Origin of the sequence: Paenibacillus maysiensis, from assembly GCF_000520815.1 — a bacterium.
Lineage (GTDB): Bacteria > Bacillota > Bacilli > Paenibacillales > Paenibacillaceae > Paenibacillus > Paenibacillus maysiensis.
Genome location: NZ_ASRY01000318.1, coordinates 32313 through 49072, shown reverse-complemented (window position 1 = coordinate 49072; position 16760 = coordinate 32313). Strand labels below are relative to the sequence as shown.

At 48.3% G+C, this 16760-nt stretch carries 17 protein-coding genes; 14 read left to right on the top strand and 3 right to left on the bottom strand.

Annotation, left to right across the window (positions count from 1 at the left end):
- Positions 1 to 7 precede the first annotated feature (7 nt).
- A complete protein-coding gene (locus tag L696_RS0125550) occupies positions 8 to 1183 on the top strand; it encodes an alanyl-tRNA editing protein (RefSeq protein WP_025686159.1) in 1176 nt (391 codons plus the stop codon).
- A gap of 7 nt (positions 1184 to 1190) precedes the next feature.
- Here the strand turns inward: L696_RS0125550 and L696_RS0125545 are convergent, their stop codons facing one another.
- Positions 1191 to 1895: a DUF1275 family protein gene (locus tag L696_RS0125545; RefSeq protein ID WP_025686158.1), complete on the bottom strand. Its 705-nt coding sequence runs from the start codon at positions 1893 to 1895 to the stop codon at positions 1191 to 1193.
- A gap of 115 nt (positions 1896 to 2010) precedes the next feature.
- Here L696_RS0125545 and L696_RS0125540 point away from each other — a divergent pair, with 115 nt between their 5' ends.
- Complete coding sequence (locus tag L696_RS0125540) at positions 2011 to 3078, top strand: DUF1835 domain-containing protein (RefSeq protein WP_025686156.1); 1068 nt, start codon at positions 2011 to 2013, stop codon at positions 3076 to 3078.
- Between the two features lie 169 nt (positions 3079 to 3247).
- On the opposite strand, the gene L696_RS0125535 is transcribed toward L696_RS0125540, so the two are convergent.
- A complete protein-coding gene (locus L696_RS0125535; protein WP_025686155.1) occupies positions 3248 to 3583 on the bottom strand; it encodes a winged helix-turn-helix transcriptional regulator in 336 nt (111 codons plus the stop codon).
- Between the two features lie 257 nt (positions 3584 to 3840).
- Here L696_RS0125535 and L696_RS0125530 point away from each other — a divergent pair, with 257 nt between their 5' ends.
- The 5 genes from L696_RS0125530 (at position 3841) to L696_RS0125510 (ending at position 9140) form a co-directional block, all read left to right on the top strand.
- On the top strand, positions 3841 to 4944 hold the full coding sequence (locus L696_RS0125530; RefSeq protein ID WP_025686154.1) for an FAD-dependent monooxygenase: 1104 nt from the start codon (positions 3841 to 3843) through the stop codon (positions 4942 to 4944).
- Between the two features lie 32 nt (positions 4945 to 4976).
- A complete protein-coding gene (locus tag L696_RS0125525) occupies positions 4977 to 5741 on the top strand; it encodes a GTP cyclohydrolase II (RefSeq protein WP_025686153.1) in 765 nt (254 codons plus the stop codon).
- Positions 5738 to 6838 carry a bifunctional diaminohydroxyphosphoribosylaminopyrimidine deaminase/5-amino-6-(5-phosphoribosylamino)uracil reductase RibD gene (gene ribD, locus L696_RS0125520; RefSeq protein WP_025686152.1) on the top strand — a complete coding sequence of 367 codons (1101 nt, stop codon included), beginning with the start codon at positions 5738 to 5740 and terminating at the stop codon, positions 6836 to 6838. Before L696_RS0125525 ends, ribD begins: the two co-directional genes overlap by 4 nt.
- A 736-nt stretch (positions 6839 to 7574) precedes the next feature.
- Positions 7575 to 7712 carry a hypothetical protein gene (locus tag L696_RS32220; RefSeq protein WP_245233440.1) on the top strand — a complete coding sequence of 46 codons (138 nt, stop codon included), beginning with the start codon at positions 7575 to 7577 and terminating at the stop codon, positions 7710 to 7712.
- Positions 7713 to 8021: 309 nt separating this feature from the next.
- A complete protein-coding gene (locus tag L696_RS0125510; protein WP_025686150.1) occupies positions 8022 to 9140 on the top strand; it encodes a slipin family protein in 1119 nt (372 codons plus the stop codon).
- A 98-nt stretch (positions 9141 to 9238) separates the two neighbouring features.
- On the opposite strand, the gene L696_RS0125505 is transcribed toward L696_RS0125510, so the two are convergent.
- Entirely contained in the window at positions 9239 to 9652 is a 414-nt protein-coding gene (locus tag L696_RS0125505) for a chemotaxis protein CheW (protein WP_025686149.1), read from the bottom strand.
- A 221-nt stretch (positions 9653 to 9873) separates the two neighbouring features.
- Between L696_RS0125505 and L696_RS0125500 the strand changes: the two genes are divergently transcribed.
- From L696_RS0125500 to L696_RS0125470, 7 genes are all read left to right on the top strand, one after another.
- A complete protein-coding gene (locus L696_RS0125500) occupies positions 9874 to 10809 on the top strand; it encodes a DNA-binding transcriptional repressor DeoR (RefSeq protein WP_025686148.1) in 936 nt (311 codons plus the stop codon).
- 209 nt (positions 10810 to 11018) lie between these two features.
- Positions 11019 to 11681, top strand: coding sequence for a deoxyribose-phosphate aldolase (gene deoC, locus L696_RS0125495; RefSeq protein WP_025686147.1), 663 nt, complete (start codon positions 11019 to 11021; stop codon positions 11679 to 11681).
- A gap of 30 nt (positions 11682 to 11711) precedes the next feature.
- Positions 11712 to 12107 (top strand): cytidine deaminase, encoded by a 396-nt coding sequence (locus L696_RS0125490; RefSeq protein WP_025686146.1) that lies wholly within the window; start codon positions 11712 to 11714, stop codon positions 12105 to 12107.
- Between the two features lie 77 nt (positions 12108 to 12184).
- Positions 12185 to 13363 carry a NupC/NupG family nucleoside CNT transporter gene (locus L696_RS0125485; protein WP_025686145.1) on the top strand — a complete coding sequence of 393 codons (1179 nt, stop codon included), beginning with the start codon at positions 12185 to 12187 and terminating at the stop codon, positions 13361 to 13363.
- 33 nt (positions 13364 to 13396) lie between these two features.
- Positions 13397 to 14578, top strand: coding sequence for a phosphopentomutase (deoB, locus tag L696_RS0125480; RefSeq protein WP_025686144.1), 1182 nt, complete (start codon positions 13397 to 13399; stop codon positions 14576 to 14578).
- Between the two features lie 79 nt (positions 14579 to 14657).
- Positions 14658 to 15365, top strand: a complete 708-nt coding sequence (deoD, locus tag L696_RS0125475) for a purine-nucleoside phosphorylase (RefSeq protein WP_025686143.1) — start codon at positions 14658 to 14660, stop codon at positions 15363 to 15365.
- 32 nt (positions 15366 to 15397) lie between these two features.
- Positions 15398 to 16699, top strand: coding sequence for a pyrimidine-nucleoside phosphorylase (locus L696_RS0125470; RefSeq protein WP_025686142.1), 1302 nt, complete (start codon positions 15398 to 15400; stop codon positions 16697 to 16699).
- Positions 16700 to 16760 lie beyond the last annotated feature (61 nt).

The following is a 16760-nucleotide window of genomic DNA, read 5'->3' as shown; positions in this document are numbered from 1 at the left end:
ACCTTGAATGACGACAAAACTATATTACTCTTCTCCGACCCTTACGGAGTGGGAGACTCATATTACACGCAGCATGGAAAGAGACGGCGGATATTTTGTTATGCTGGAGGAAACGGCTTTTTATCCACATGGAGGGGGTCAGCCATGTGATACGGGAACGATTCAGGGCATCCGTGTATTAGATGTTGTTCTGGAAGATGAGGACATTTGGCATCAGGTAGAACGTTTGCCGGAGGATGTGAAGGTGGTCTGCCAATTGGACTGGGAGCGCAGATTTGATCATATGCAGCAGCATAGCGGACAGCATTTGCTGTCAGCGGTTTGTTTGGAGTTGTTGGGTGCGCGTACAGAAAGCTTTCATCTGGGACAAGAGCAAGCCACGATTGATGTAAACTGTTCGGATGTAACACCTGCGCAGCTATCGGCAATCGAGCAGGAAGTAAATCGGCAAATCTACAGTAATCGCAGCATAAAAAGCTATTTTGTAACCAATGAACAATTGAAGGATATCCCGCTTGTGAAAACGCCCAAAGTGACGGAAAATATTCGCATTGTTGAGATCGAAGGCATTGAATACAATGCTTGCGGCGGTACACATGTCGGCCGAACCGGGGAAATTGGAATGATCAAATGTCTGAAATGGGAGAAGCAAAAGGGGCTGGCGAGAATCCATTTTAAATGTGGCGTTCGCGCGCTTCAGGACTTTAACGAAAGTGTTCGGATTTTGGACGTCCTGTCTGCGAAATTTAATACTGGGCGCAAGGATATTTTGACCCGATTTGAAAAGTGGGAGCAGGAGCACAAGCAGCTCAAGGCGCAAGTGGACATCCTGCAAGAGGAAAATGCTTCGTATCAGGCAGCAGAGCTGCTTTCTGCTGTTCAGGGGCAAGTTCTGGCTCATATTTTTGAACAAAAAACTTTTCAGGAAGTACAGCAAATGGCTGCCAAGCTGACATCTGAACATGATTTACTTGTATTATTAGCCACAACAGCAGAAAACAAAATCATTCTGGCACATAACGGCACACAGGATGTTGCCTGCGGGGCGTATTTTAAAGAGCATCTGGGCGCGTTTCAGGGTAAGGGTGGCGGCAGCAACCAATCGGCTCAGGCAGCGTTCTCGTCCCGTGAAGATCTTTTGAACTTTTTTGAAACCGCCCAGCGGCAGTTTATTCAGGGCTAATGCAGGATTAGTGACGAAGGGGCATTTTCCACTTATGTTCTTTTTCCGTAAATAAAATAAAAGAAAAAATGAGTGCCACAACAGCGCCCCAGATGGCTTGATCCCCAATAGCCAACGTCAAAAACCCTCCCAGAAAAGCCCCGACCAGAAAGGTGATCAGGATGACACCGTAACGCATGGCGCGAATGGCAGCATTCGTGTCCTTGGTCGTAATGGCGATATATACCGCCTCTGTGGCAGATCTGAGGTTCCCGGTGCTGACGGTGGAGGTGTACGGCGCATCAATGAGCTTGCGAAAGGAAGTCATCTGAACGGAAGCAACGAACGAGACGATCACCGTCACCACGGTATTGGGAACCCCTTGTGGAATCAGACCCACGATGAAAAAAATGAAAATTTCCAGCAGTAGAATGGCACGGGCCCAGTCCGGTGTCAGGCGGTGGGTGGATTTTCTCTTAATCCCTTCGGCTATAAAAACACCCAGCGAAAAGGCGATCAGGGGCGGGATATGGGCTAACGCCTGACCCCAGTTTCCCTGAATGGCTTTGACAGCCAGTAATACGATATTGCCTGTCTGAGCATTGGCGAACACGCCATCTCTTCCGACAAACGTATATGTGTCCAGAAAACCCCCTACTAATGAAAGTAAAGCGCCCAGTCGTAACGATTCAGACGTTACTTGATGTAAATGGATTTTGCCTTTCATATTCACGGCAGAAGCCTCCTATGCTACAACGTCGATTCCCCTAACATAGCACGACTATTCCGATTCGACAATTCCATTGGACACTACGGCACGAAAAATAGGTGCAAAAGGAGAAAAAGCCATGGAGAATAAAGGATTTGTGGAGGCAATTCGCAGTATGACTGCGGGCGAACAAAGATTATGGCTGATAGACATCATACAAGTGACAGAAGCTGTGAAACGGAACGAAGCTTCTAAAGATGATTTGTATAAGCAAGTGTCAGAGTTATATGATTACTTGCTTGTGACTCAAAACAAACGCTCATGGTGGGAGCCTGACGAGGGTGGCACGCAGGTGCATATCGTGATTGGCGATTCTTTTGCAGGGAGTATGAAAGTAGCACTCAAACAACTGGGATGGGAAGATACACATCGGGTTATTTCTTTTCGGGATAACTATGCCATCGGCCCATTGTGGCAGCTTCAGCAGGAAATGGGGCGCAGGCAACGGCGGGAATGGTTCAGAGATCATATTTCTGATGAGCATGATGAGGATGCTGAAAGGGATGATTTTCTGTTGCTGGAGCAGTTTACTGCTATTCCAGCGCAGGCGGATATTACGATCTGGACGGGGAGCAATGCCCCTGAGCAGGTGGGGCTTCGTTTGAGCATGTACCTGCTGAGGAATATGTCTAACGATATTCGGATTAAAAATGCGGCAGATGCTTACAGCCGTGTATTTAAACGTACAGATGCTACAGGCTTACGATCAGGCGAGATATCTGCCGACAAACTACAAGCTATTCTAAGTCGAGAGGACAAGGGTATTTCTTTAACACCAGAAGAAAGAGAACGAATGGCGGAAGAATGGTGTGAGCTGGCGATGAAGCCTGAGGTGCTACATATATGGAAGGATGGGAGCATCGTTAATGTAGAAGAAAACTATTATGATGCCTATATTTTGAGTAAGGTGAATGAGTTGCACAAGCGGCAAGCCCAGCCTGATTTTATCAAATCAGCAAGAGTGATCGGAGAAGCTATGGGGCACCTGGATCAGCAGATGGGAGATGAATTTTTCGAATATCGGCTTCGAGCCCTGATTTATGAGGGAATGCTGGAAATCAAAGGCGTTCCAGGAACCATGAGACGTTATAGTATTAGAAAGAAAGCATCTCCGAGTCCAATAAAAAAAGGGCCTGAAAATGCTTGATCGTATTACCTATAATGTCGGTGGGGATGACGATTTTACCTATTGTAGCTCATAGGGCAATCCGTCATATGAAAAATAGAACGCCTTGCGTGATGAGTACAAATTGTGCTCGGGGCAAAGGCGTTCTTTGGCATGTTAGCAGTCTGTGTCCGTGTTGGTTTAACGCAGGCTATTGTTGCTCAAGTGCTGGCAAAACTTCAACCCAGCGGGTAGCCCAAGTACCGATATGATCAAACAATGGAGCTAAATCGCGTCCCTTATCCGTAAGGGAGTATTCGATCCGAACCGGCTTTTCGGGATAGACCATACGTAGTACAATCCCTTCTTCCTCAAGCTCCTTCAAGCGATCGGAAAGGACCTTCCCGCTTAAATTGGGGATTGAATTCTCAATAGCGACGAAACGTTGTGGACCGTTAGTTAGCTGAAATACGATTAACACCGTCCAACGCTTGCTCAGTAACTCCATAGCTTTTTCAAACCGTGGGCACATTTGCGGAATGTTCATGTGATCACCTCATGCTCCTATTATTAACGATTCACTGTAAAAAGTAAATGATTTTACTTTACATAAATTTATTACTTGACGAAATTGAATGATATAAATATACTCTGTTACATAAAGTAACTTAATGGATTGGACACGAAGATTCATATAAACATGATAAAGAAGATTTATATAAATAGAGGATATGAAAAAGTTAAAGTGGGTTGGGTATGGGCTAACAGTTGAGGCCAGTGCTTTGGTATGCAGGAGGAAGTCAGATGAAGCTGGAATGTGAAGTGTGCGTAGTTGGAGGGGGACCAGTCGGGACCTTGTTATCCTGTTTGTTGGCGGAGCAAGGTGTTTCGACGATATTGGTTGAGCGGCAGAGCGTGGCGGGAAAGGCTTTTCGCGGCGAAATTTTAAATGATGAGGGTCTGCAAGTGCTCCAAAAGCATAAGCTGCTCGAACAAATTCATGAGGACTACGTCCTCACTTCGACGAGAATCGAATATTGGGAGCATCAGCAGCAGGTGAAGACGATTGAGCCAGCGGACGGTAATGTGGGTGTTCACATTCCACAGCCCCGTTTTTTAGAGGCTCTGCTGAAGCAGGCGTCAACGTATGCGTCCTTCCGTTGTTTGGCGGGCACGACGGTGACTGCGCTGGAAGGCGACAGCAAGCAAGGCTACACAGGCTTGACCGCCCGCGATAAGAACGGCGATGAGGTTACGATTCGCAGCTCTGTGATTGTCGGGGCAGATGGTCGCTATTCGACCGTGCGCAAGCTGGCGCAGTTGCCAGTGACGATTATCAGACACGGCTATGATCTGCTGTGGGCCAAAATTACGGCACCTGCCGGATGGGAGCCTGTCACACGTCTGGCATTAGTTAATGGACGGCAGTTGTCTTTATTTTCGCAGGCTGAGGGCTATATTCAGATTGGCTGGAATGTAGAGGAAGGCAGCTTTCCTACCTTGTTTAAGCAGTCGTTTGAACCGTTCATACAGTTGTTAGTGGAGGCATTTCCCGATCTGGAGCATAACGTGCATGATCACATTCGTTCGTGGAGGGACTTCGTGCCGTTGGATATTTTCAGTAGCCGCAGTGATACGTGGTCGCAGAACGGACTGGTCCTTATTGGAGATGCGGCGCATACCATGACACCTACCGGAGCTTTTGGCTTGAATGCAGCATTGAAGGATGCCGATGTACTGGCGAGTGAGCTTCTTCGTTTGCGTCAGGAGGGTGGATATACCGCAGCGGGCCTAAAGGCGTTCGAAGACGCGCGGCGGCAGGCTGTCACCGAGCTTCAGGAACGACAGCTTACGATGGAATCCACGTTTCATAGACATTTTTTACAAGCAGAAAATCAAGCCATATAGAAGTAAGCTTATATAAAGGATGGTGTAGAGAGATGAACCAAAAAGACGTAGCTACGCTACTTAACGATAAAATCCAAACGATTCGCGGGGAGCAATCTTCGACAATTTTGGTAGGACCAATCAAGCTGCCGGTTAATTTGGAAGGGGAAACAGTTGTTTTCCAATGGTACTGCTGGTTGCCTGTACGGGATGAGGAAGATCGTCAGGATCTGCTGAATGCTACCACTGACACGATTGTGAAGCGTTTGTCCACGCTGGATTTGGCAGAAGGACAACAATCGAGCGTATTGGTGTACGGTGATCTTCAGCAGTCGGAAAATGCACTTGTTCGTATGCATAGTATTTGCCATACTGGGGATATTTTTGGTAGCAAGCGTTGTGATTGCGGATTTCAGCTCCACCAGTCCATGAAAATGATTGTGGAGCACGAAACGGGTGCGTTGTTCTATCTGGCAAACCATGAGGGCCGTGGGATCGGCTTGTTTAGCAAAGCGATGGCTTACATTTTGCAGGAGGAAGGCATGGATACCGTCGAAGCTAACCACCAATTGGGCTTTGAAGATGATACCCGCAATTATGCAGATGCGATTAGTGTGCTCCGTCATCTGAGACAAAAACCGGTAACCTTAATTACAAATAACCCTAAAAAGCTGGAAGCCTTGAAGCAATCCGGTATGAATGTCGCAGGACGTATGCCGCTGTGGGGCGATGTGTCGCAATATAATGAACGGTATTTGAATACGAAGGTGGAACGGTCCGGCCATTTGCGGGATTTCGATTTCAGGGAGGTTCTATGACCACTCACGAGAAATATATGCGCCTGGCGCTGGAAAATGCCAAAAGTGCCAAGGGACAAACAGAACCGAATCCGCTCGTCGGTTCGGTCATTGTGAACAACGGCCGCATTGTCGGGATTGGCGCTCATCTGAAGCCCGGTGAGCCACATGCGGAGATTCATGCTTTGCGTATGGCGGGTGAACATGCCCAGGGAGCGACCATTTATGTGACGCTGGAGCCGTGTTCCCACCATGGACGGACAGGCCCGTGCGCGGAAGCGATTGTGAAGGCTGGCATTCGTCGGGTCGTTATTGCGGCGCTGGACCCGAACCCGCTGGTTTCGGGCAGAGGGGTACAAATCCTGAAGGATGCGGGTATTGAGGTCATCGTTGGGGTATGTGAGCAGGAATCTGTCCGCATGAATGAAGTGTTTAACAAATATATCGCGAGCAAGCGTCCTTTTATCACGATCAAATCAGCGGTGACGCTGGATGGTAAAATCGCCACCCGGACCTCGGAAAGCAAATGGATTACGTCCGAGGTGGCACGGGAGGATGTGCATCGCCTTCGTAACGAGCATGTAGGGATACTGGTCGGTGTACAGACAGTCATTCACGATAATCCGCAGCTTACGACTCGTCTGCCGGAAGGCCGGAATCCGATTCGCATTATTCTGGACAGCACGCTACGTATTCCTTTGGATGCCCGTGTCATTACAGATGGCGAGGCGCCTACCTGGATATTTACAGGACGTGCTTATGATGAAGGCAAGCGGGATCAACTGGAACAGTTGGGTGTAAAGGTATATCCGACACAGGATGAAAACAGTGATCGGGTCAACCTGCCGCAAATGCTGGATATTTTGGGCGCAGCGGAGGTGTCTTCGGTGTTCGTGGAGGGCGGAGCCGAGGTGAACGCTTCGTTCGTGCAGCAAGGACTGGCTGACAAGCTCGTGCTGTATATTGCGCCGAAGCTGGTTGGAGGGCGTGGAGCACCGGGCTTTCTCGGGGGAGAAGGCGTGTCCGCTATGAGCGATGCGGTGGCGTTGCAGGATTTGAGCGTGACGCAGGTTGGCGTGGATTGGAAAATAGAAGGGTATTTTGGGCGGGAAAAATGATTGAGGTTGTGGGTGGGAGAAGGCGCTCCGCGAAGGGGTTGATCTTCCGATCGCTGTTGCAGTGGGATTCTTCGGATTGTGTAAGACATGTAGAGGTAAGAATCCCACTGCAAAGGCGAACGCTCACGCTTCTCCAGATTCAACCCCTCCGCTCCGCTACTACCCGCCACAAAGTAACTCATTTTTCCGAAATGGTGTGGAGCAATGGGGGAAGGGCAAAAGGACTTAGAGACTTAAAGATTGAGGATCTGAAGGGCTAAAAAGCCTGGAAGATTTCTTTTTGTATACTTAACGTTTATTAGGGTGAATGGTTAATGGGATGAATAACTCATAGGGTGAACATCTAATGGTATGAATGGTTTAGGGAATGAGGAAGTTTACATACATTGCAATATGACAAAAGACACGAGGGAAGCGAACGTGCTTCTCAGGTGTCTTTTTTGTTTTATTTAGGGGTCGTAATACTTTCGCCATGTTCGTGAGTGCGGGTGTGCGTGATAATGATAAAGGCTGATACAGAAAGATATTACCGAGGTGAGGATTTCGAATGGTCCCGCAGTGCCTGCCTGATCGGGTGAGGTATCCTGTAAATCTGATGTATCCACCAAATTAGGGTTCGAATCCCAATCGCCTCCACGCGACTCATGGTAGAGTATTCAAAAAATCCAAAAAACCATTACAAAGACCCTAAGAGTATCCCATGTCTGGTCCACATGACAGAGACGGGGAGGTGGCTATGCGGCCAACGGATACCGGGGAGAGCAAGCGCCGACAGGCTCCGAAGCTTCGGGAGATGCGAGTTCACAGTCGAAGTTGGACGGATGGACTCGATCTTTGGGACACGGAAACCTACGGTGACTTCTTTTCTCCTTAAGCTTGGCCCCGCCCGCCACCCCGAGGGATGCTCTGCAAGGGTCACTACCCTACTACAACGAATAAAAATGAAGAATCCTCATTTTAAAAATGTGTTTTGACTATATTGTGCGAACAGCGGAGCGGTCCATTTGAATCTGAAGAAGCGAAGCGTTCGCCTTTGCAGTGGAATTCCTACCTTTGAATGTTCTATACAATCCTAGGAATTCCACTGCAACAGCGATCGGAAGATCAAATGGATCGCGGAGCCGCCACACATAGAAAGAAGCACACTTTTAAGCTGAGGATTTTAACGATTAGGAGTGATATGATGTTTAAGAAAATAACGATTAAATCGGATGAGCGCGGGCTGCTGTTTAAAAAGGGAAGCTATCACAAGCTGCTGCTGCCGGGGACTTACGTATTGAAGACATTTCAGCAGGAAACGGTTGAGATTTTGAATGTTGCTGAACCATTTTTTGTACCAGATCACGATATTCGTTTATTTTTGACGGATTCCGTTCTGCTGGAGCAACTAAATGTTGTGGATGTAGAGGATTATGAATATGTGCTCCATTATGAGGATAATCGGTTCGTGGAGCTGCTGCCTGCTGGTAAATATGCTTTCTGGAACGTGCTCAAGAAGCATCGTTTTGTTCATGCGGATACCCGGCAGCCTGCGATTGACAAGGCGCTGGGGCAAGCCTTTTTGGCCAAGACACAGGGCTTCTGGAAGGCGCTTCAGGTGTCAAGCTATGAGTTGGGCTTCCTGTATTATGATAACGTGCTGCAAGGCGAGCTGAAGCCGGGTAAATATTATTTCTGGATGTCGACGGTGAACACGGAGATCAGAACGATAGATTTGCGACAGCAGCAGATGGACCTGATGGGACAGGAAATCATGACTGAGGATAAAATCACATTGCGCCTGAACTTCGTCTGTCAGTACCGCATTGTTGACCCACTGCGGGCGCTGGAATTCCGGGCATTCGAGGAACAAATGTACATTATGCTCCAACTGGTGCTGCGTGAGTATGTCGGAACGATGAAGCTGGATGATTTGCTGAAAATGAAGCAGGAAATTGCGGAATATGTCTTGACCCGACTGAACGAGCGGAGCGGCGAATATGGGGTCACTTTTACGTCGGCAGGGTTGAAGGATATCATTTTGCCGGGGGATATCAAGGATATTTTGAACACGGTGCTGCTGGCAGAGAAAAAAGCGCAAGCCAATCTCATCACACGGCGCGAAGAGACAGCATCTACTCGCAGTTTGCTAAATACCGCCAAGCTGATGGACGAAAATGCCACCCTCTACCGTCTCAAAGAGCTGGAGTTTCTGGAAAAAATCTGCGAGAAGATTGGTACGATTTCACTGACTGGCGGGAATACGCTGCTGGAACAGTTGAACACGCTGGTTCACATGAAGGACGGACAGGGGACCGTATAGAGGGATGGCGTAGGTTTCACGCCCCTTAACGCAAAATACCACCCAAAAGATGAGCGCGAGACGGCTCAAGCTTTGGGTGGTATTTTACATCAATACGCTTAATTCGTCTTGGTCGAAGCGAGAAAAGCGTCCATATCGATCACCGGAACGAGGGCGCCCTGATGCTCCAGTACGGTAGGAAACAGCTCGCGCTGCCACTCTTCCTCGTTGCTTTTCAACTGGCTGTCCAGGGCGGAAGCTGTATCCTCCACCTGATCGACGAGCAGAGCAATTTTTGCCCGGCTGAGCAAAATCATTTTGTCCTCGGAGGACTCGCTTGAAGCAGGGAGCAGCAGTTTTTTGCGCAAATTCAGGATCGTAAATACGTCACCTCGAATAGTGACCATTCCTTCATGCCATGATTCGGAAAAAGGAAGCGGTGTTCCTTTCCTGGCATTCATGACTTCTTCCACTTCTACAAAGTTTAAAGCGAACGTTTTGCTCGCCAGTCTGCACACAATAAATTCGGACATAGGCCAATTCTCCTTACATTTCAGATAAGACTACCACAGGTTGTGAAGTGACGTTAAAATGGGTTAACTATTGCGTTTTAACAAATGGAAAGATAAAGTTGAAGGTGCAATGTAGTCAGGTTCTATTCACAGAATATCACAAAATAGCAGTTAAATCTTCCAAATGGCCAAGGCAAGGCGTCTGGTGGCACTACATTTTAAGATAAGCGGGTTGAGGTAGAATGGATCATGAAAAGCAGCGTCTAAGTATCGAGGCAGCCAGATTATACTATCTGAACGACTATAGCCAGCAAGAAATTGCAGTCAGACTCGGGGTATCGCGTCCCACGGTATCGCGGTTGCTTCAAGCTGCCAAGGAACAGGGATATGTGAGAATCAGTATTGTTGATCCGATGGAGGATATGGATGAGCTTGGAGAGCAGGTCAAGAAGAAATACGGGCTGGATACCGTTCTGGTCTGCTATTCGCCGTTAAATGAATATCAGGAGATCAAGAAGCATATTAGCAAAAAAGCTGCCGATTATTTGCATGAAACGGTACAAGATGCGGATATTATTGGAGTGACGTGGGGAACGACGATGCATGCGGTGGCGCTCCATCTCCAGCAAAAGCAGGTGAAGGGCGTCGAGGTCGTTCAGCTCAAAGGAGGCGTAAGCCATTCGCATGTCAACACGTATGCCGTGGAGACGGTGAATTTGTTCGCGGAAGCCTTTCACACGATTGCACGGTACTTGCCGCTACCTGTGATTTTTGATAGTTACGCTGTCAAGAAAATGGTCGAGGAGGATCGGCACATTCAGCGTATCATTGAGCTTGGCAAGCAGGCGAATATTGCCGTGTTTACGGTGGGGACGGTCAAGGAGGATGCGCTGCTATTCAGATTGGGCTATTTTAACCATGAGGAGCAGAAGCTGTTGCGAAAAATTGGGAAGGGCGATATTTGCTCACGCTTTTTTGATGATGAGGGCAATATATGCAGTCAGGAAATTAACAGTCGTACCGTTGGTATTGATCTGCCTGATTTGCGTAAGAAGGAGAAGTCCATTCTTGTAGCTGGAGGACAGCGCAAAGTGGAGGCAATCCGGGCATCGCTCCGTGGTAAGTATGCGAATATTTTGGTGACAGACCAGTTTACGGCACAGGCACTTTTACAGTAGAGCATTTTGCATTAATCAGACTAAACATACAGTTTTGGTGTGCGCCTATGGGTAATTTGAACTGTAGGTAAACGTCTTATGTGGAGGCTTGAACATAATTTCAAAATGTGTTTTACATATGTTCAATGCCGTGCTATGATGGTCTTATCACAGAGAAGTAAAGGACATCAGTCCTCATACTATCTTTTCAATGAAGGAGCGTTTAAAGAATGAACATTGCAGGATTGATCGATCATACATTGTTGCGCGCAGACGCGACGAAGGATGAAATTACGAAGTTGACCGCTGAGGCGAAGAAATATCAGTTTGCTTCCGTATGTGTGAACCCGGCATGGGTAGCTTATTCGGCTGAGCAACTGGCAGGTACAGGCGTGAACATTTGCACCGTTATCGGTTTCCCGCTGGGAGCCAATACGTCGGCAACGAAAGCGTTCGAAACGAAGGATGCTATTGCTAACGGTGCGACTGAAGTGGATATGGTTATTAATATAGGCGCTTTGAAGGCGCGTGATTTACAGCTCGTCGAGCAGGATATCCGTGCAGTCGTGGAAGCAGCCGCGGGTACACTGGTAAAAGTAATTATTGAAGCATGCTTGCTGACAGATGAAGAAAAGGTGCTGGCTTGCGAGCTGTCCGTCAAAGCAGGAGCTAATTACGTGAAAACCTCGACAGGCTTCTCTACAGGCGGAGCTACTGTGGAAGACGTGGCTTTGATGCGCAAAACCGTAGGACCTGAGATTGGTGTTAAGGCTTCCGGCGGCGTACGCAGTCTGGAAGACGTACAGAAATTAGTAGAAGCGGGCGCAAGCCGTATCGGTGCAAGTTCCGGTGTGGCAATCATCGAGGGCCAGCAGTCTACATCTTCCTACTAAGTTCATTTTAAAGCCATGGAGGGATTCGCGATGAAGGATCAATTGATTCAGAAAGCGCTTGAGGCGCGTAAACAGGCATATGTTCCGTACTCGAATTTTCAAGTGGGTGCTGCGGTTCTCGGAAGCGATGGCACGATTTATCACGGATGTAATGTGGAAAATGCCTCCTACGGCTTATGCAATTGTGCGGAACGGACAGCGATTTTTAAAATGGTATCCGAAGGCTGCCGTAAAATTGATGCCATTGCGGTTGTAGCAGATACGGAAGGGCCTGTGTCTCCATGCGGAGCCTGTCGTCAGGTGATTTCCGAATTTGCTCAACCAGATACCAAAGTCTATCTGACCAACCTTCATGGCAACACGGAAGAGTGGACGGTGGATCAACTACTGCCGGGTGCCTTTCGACCTGCGGATCTGGGGAAATAAAAAAAAGAATGCCTCTTTCGGAGCGCATTCTTTTTATGGGTAATGTAAGCGCTTAATGTAATAAGGGGGAAATTAAAATGAAATATGTAATCGCTCTGGTGGGACTGCTCGTTGTATTTGCACTTACTTACGTTGCCAGCAGTGACAAACGTAAAATCAGGTATCGCCCGCTAGTGGTTATGGTTGTATTGCAGGCGGCGCTGGCTTTTGTATTGCTGAATACTGAGATTGGTGAAATTCTGGTCAAGGGCTTTGCAAAAGGTTTTAATAGTCTTTTGGCATATGCAACTGAAGGGATTAACTTTGTTTTTGGCGGAATTGCGAATGAAGGAGCAGCACCGTTCTTTATCGGTGTACTGCTGCCAATCGTGTTCATATCCGCGCTGATTGGTATTTTGCAATATGTAAAAGTGTTACCTTTTATTATTAAATATATAGGGCTTGTCTTGAGCAAAGTAAACGGAATGGGTAAACTGGAATCCTACAACGCTGTAGCTTCGGCTATTTTGGGTCAATCCGAGGTGTTTATTTCCGTTAAAAAGCAAATTGGTCTTCTGCCAAAGCATCGACTGTATACGCTATGTGCGTCTGCGATGTCTACGGTGTCCATGTCGATTGTGGGAGCCTACATGCAAATGTTGAACCCCACATATGTGGTTACCGCACTGGTATTGAACCTGTTCGGCGGCTTCATTATCTCTTCGATTATTAATCCGTACAAGATTGAAAAAGAAGATGATTTACTGGAGGTTCAGGAGGAAGAGAAGCAGTCCTTCTTCGAAATGCTCGGGGAGTATATTATGGACGGTTTCAAGGTTGCTATTACGGTAGCTGCGATGCTGATCGGTTTTGTGGCGCTGATTGCCATGGTTAACGGGATTTTCTCCTGGTTGTTTGGAATCAGCTTTCAGGCGTTGCTTGGATATGTGTTTGCGCCATTCGCTTTTGTCATGGGTATTCCGTGGAACGAAGCAGTTCAGGCGGGTAGCATTATGGCTACCAAGCTCGTATCCAATGAATTTGTGGCCATGCTGGATCTGACCAAGCAAACAGGCTTGTCTGAGCGCACGGTCGGGATCGTATCGGTGTTCCTCGTATCCTTTGCAAACTTCTCGTCCATCGGTATCATTTCCGGTGCTGTGAAGGGTCTGCATGAAAAACAGGGAAATGTAGTGGCCCGCTTTGGTCTGAAGCTGTTGTACGGGGCGACGCTGGTTAGCGTGCTGTCGGCAACGATTGCAGGGTTGTTTTTGTAAAAAAAAACAGCAAGTTAGGAAAGGAATTTCATCATGTCTAAATTCAAACGGATTCACTTGGTTGTTATGGACTCTGTGGGGATCGGCGAAGCGCCGGATGCTGCCCAGTTTGATGATTACGATGTAGATACACTTGGTCATATTGCCCGCGAACGCGGCGGTCTGAACATGCCGAATATGGGTAAGCTCGGTCTGTCCAATATTCGTTCTATTGAAGGGGTGCAAGCCGCTGAGAAACCTTTGGCGTATTACACCAAAATGCAGGAAGCGTCCAACGGTAAGGATACAATGACCGGACACTGGGAAATCATGGGCCTAAATATTGCGGTTCCTTTCCGCGTATTCCCTGATGGTTTTCCGGATGAGCTGATTCAGCGCATTGAGGAGCATACGGGCCGCAAAGTCATTGGCAACAAGCCTGCCAGCGGAACGGAAATCATTGACGAGCTGGGCGAGGAACATGTGAAAACAGGAGCGCTCATTATCTATACATCGGCGGATTCAGTGCTGCAAATTGCGGCGCATGAGGAAGTTGTGCCTTTGAAGGAGCTTTATGAGATTTGCGAGTTCTGCCGTAAAATCACGCTGGAAGACCCGTACATGCTGGGCCGGATTATTGCGCGTCCGTTTGTAGGTGAGGCGGGGAACTTCTCTCGCACCTCCAATCGCCATGATTATGCGCTCAAGCCGTTTGGTCGTACTACGATGAACGAGCTGAAGGATGCAGGTCTGGATGTGATCGCATTGGGTAAAATCTCCGACATTTATGACGGCGAGGGTGTGACGAAAGCTGTGCGCACCGTGTCCAATATGGACGGTATGGATAAGCTGGTGGCTACGCTGGATGAAGATTTTACCGGATTAAGCTTCTTGAATCTGGTCGATTTTGACGCTGTATACGGTCACCGTCGTAATCCGCAGGGATATGGTCAGGCTTTGGACGATTATGATGCCCGACTGCCGGAGGTATTCGCTAAAATGACCGATGACGATCTGCTGATTATCACTGCAGACCATGGGAATGACCCGACGTATCGGGGAACGGATCATACACGTGAATATGTGCCTCTGTTGGCGTATTCCCCACGTTTTGCAGCTGGAGGCAAGGAGCTTGCGGTACGTAAAACGTTTGCGGATATCGGAGCTACGGTAGCGGATAACTTTGGTGTGAAGCTGCCTGAACACGGAACAAGCTTTTTGGCAGAGCTTCAATAATCAGGACGCAAGCAAGAATACAATGAAGAATCATAAGTAACGATATAAGCACGGACAAATGGGACGGAGGAATAAAAACATGAGTGTACACATTGGAGCCAAGCCTGGAGAGATTGCAGAAACGATTCTGCTGCCAGGAGACCCGCTGCGGGCGAAATTTATTGCTGAAACCTATCTGGAAGACGTGACCTGCTACAACGAGGTGCGCGGAATGCTCGGATTTACGGGAACGTATCAGGGCAAACGCCTGTCTGTACAGGGGACTGGAATGGGACTGCCGTCCATCAGTATTTATGTCAATGAGCTGATTAGCGAGTACGGTGTGAAAAACTTGTTCCGTGTAGGTACGTGCGGCGGGATGAAGGAGCATGTGCATGTACGTGACGTTATTTTGGCACAGGCATCCTGTACGGATTCCGGCATGAACCGCCATATCTTTGGCGGCTATGATTATTCGCCGATTGCCAGCTTCCCTTTGTTGAAGGGCGCTTATGATCGCGGTGTTGCCAAGGGCTTGAAGATGCATGTCGGCAACGTGTTCAGCTCGGACAGCTTTTATCGTGATGACAAATCAATTACACAAAAGCTGATGGAATACGGCGTACTGGGTGTCGAGATGGAGACTTCGGCATTGTACACGCTGGCGGCCAAATTTGGCGTAAATGCGTTGACGATTCTGACGGTAAGCGATCATTTGCTGACAGGTGAGGAAACGACAGCGGAAGAACGGCAAACGACCTTTAAAGAAATGATGGAAGTTGCACTGGATACAGCAATATCCCTGTAAACGATCATACGTACAGAGAGGAGAAATGACATATGAGAATGGTAGACTTGATCGAGAAAAAGCGTGATGGTAAAGAACTGACCACCGAGGAAATTAATTTTATTATCCAAGGCTACACGCAAGGGGAAATTCCTGACTATCAGGTAAGTGCGTTGGCGATGTCCATTTTCTTCAAAGATATGACCGAGCGCGAACGCGCGGATCTGACGATGGCAATGGTTCATTCAGGTGACACAATTGATCTGTCCGCGATTGAAGGCGTGAAGGTCGATAAGCATTCTACTGGCGGTGTGGGTGATACGACAACGCTGGTGTTGGCTCCGCTCGTAGCGGCTTTGGATATTCCGGTAGCGAAAATGTCAGGTCGCGGCCTCGGACATACCGGAGGAACCATTGATAAGCTGGAAGCTATTGCAGGCTTCCACGTCGAAATCAGCAAGGACGAATTCGTGGATCTGGTGAATCGCAGCAAAATTGCGGTCATCGGACAAAGCGGCAACCTGACGCCTGCGGACAAAAAGCTGTATGCGCTGCGTGATGTTACCGCCACAGTAAACTCGATTCCGCTGATTGCCAGCTCGATTATGAGTAAAAAAATCGCTGCCGGTTCCGATGCCATCGTACTTGATGTGAAGACAGGTGCAGGTGCGTTCATGAAAACCGTAGATGATGCCAAAGAACTGGCACATGCGATGGTAAGCATCGGTAACAACGTGGGTCGCAAAACGATGGCGGTGATTTCCGATATGAGCCAGCCACTGGGTCTGGCCATCGGTAACTCGCTGGAAGTCAAAGAAGCGATTGATACATTGCGCGGTGAAGGGCCAAAGGATCTGGAAGAGCTGTGTATGACCTTGGGCAGTCAGATGGTATTTTTGGCTGGTAAAGCAAATTCCCTCGAAGACGCCGAAGAGAAGCTCAAAGAAGTCATTCGCAACGGAAAAGCGCTGGAGAAATTCAAAGAGTTTATTGCCAATCAGGGCGGCGACGCTTCGGTTGTCGATCATCCAGAACGCTTGCCACAAGCGCAGTATCTCATCGAAGTGCCTGCGAAGCAGGATGGTGTGGTCGCTGAAATCGTGGCTGACGAAATCGGTACGGCTGCGATGCTGCTTGGAGCAGGACGCGCAACCAAAGAATCCGAGATTGATCTGGCTGTCGGCCTGATGCTGAACAAAAAGGTCGGCGATGCTGTAAAAGTGGGCGATTCGCTGGTTACCATTCATGCCAACCGTGAAGATGTAGCCCAAGTGCTGGAGAAAATCTACGCCAATATCCGTATTGCGGATCACGCCCAAGCACCTGTGCTAATCTACGGAACGGTGACAGAGTAAGCGGTAAGCCCTATTCATAAAGCTGTAATAGATAGCATGTTTATCGAGCCGGAGGCCCTCA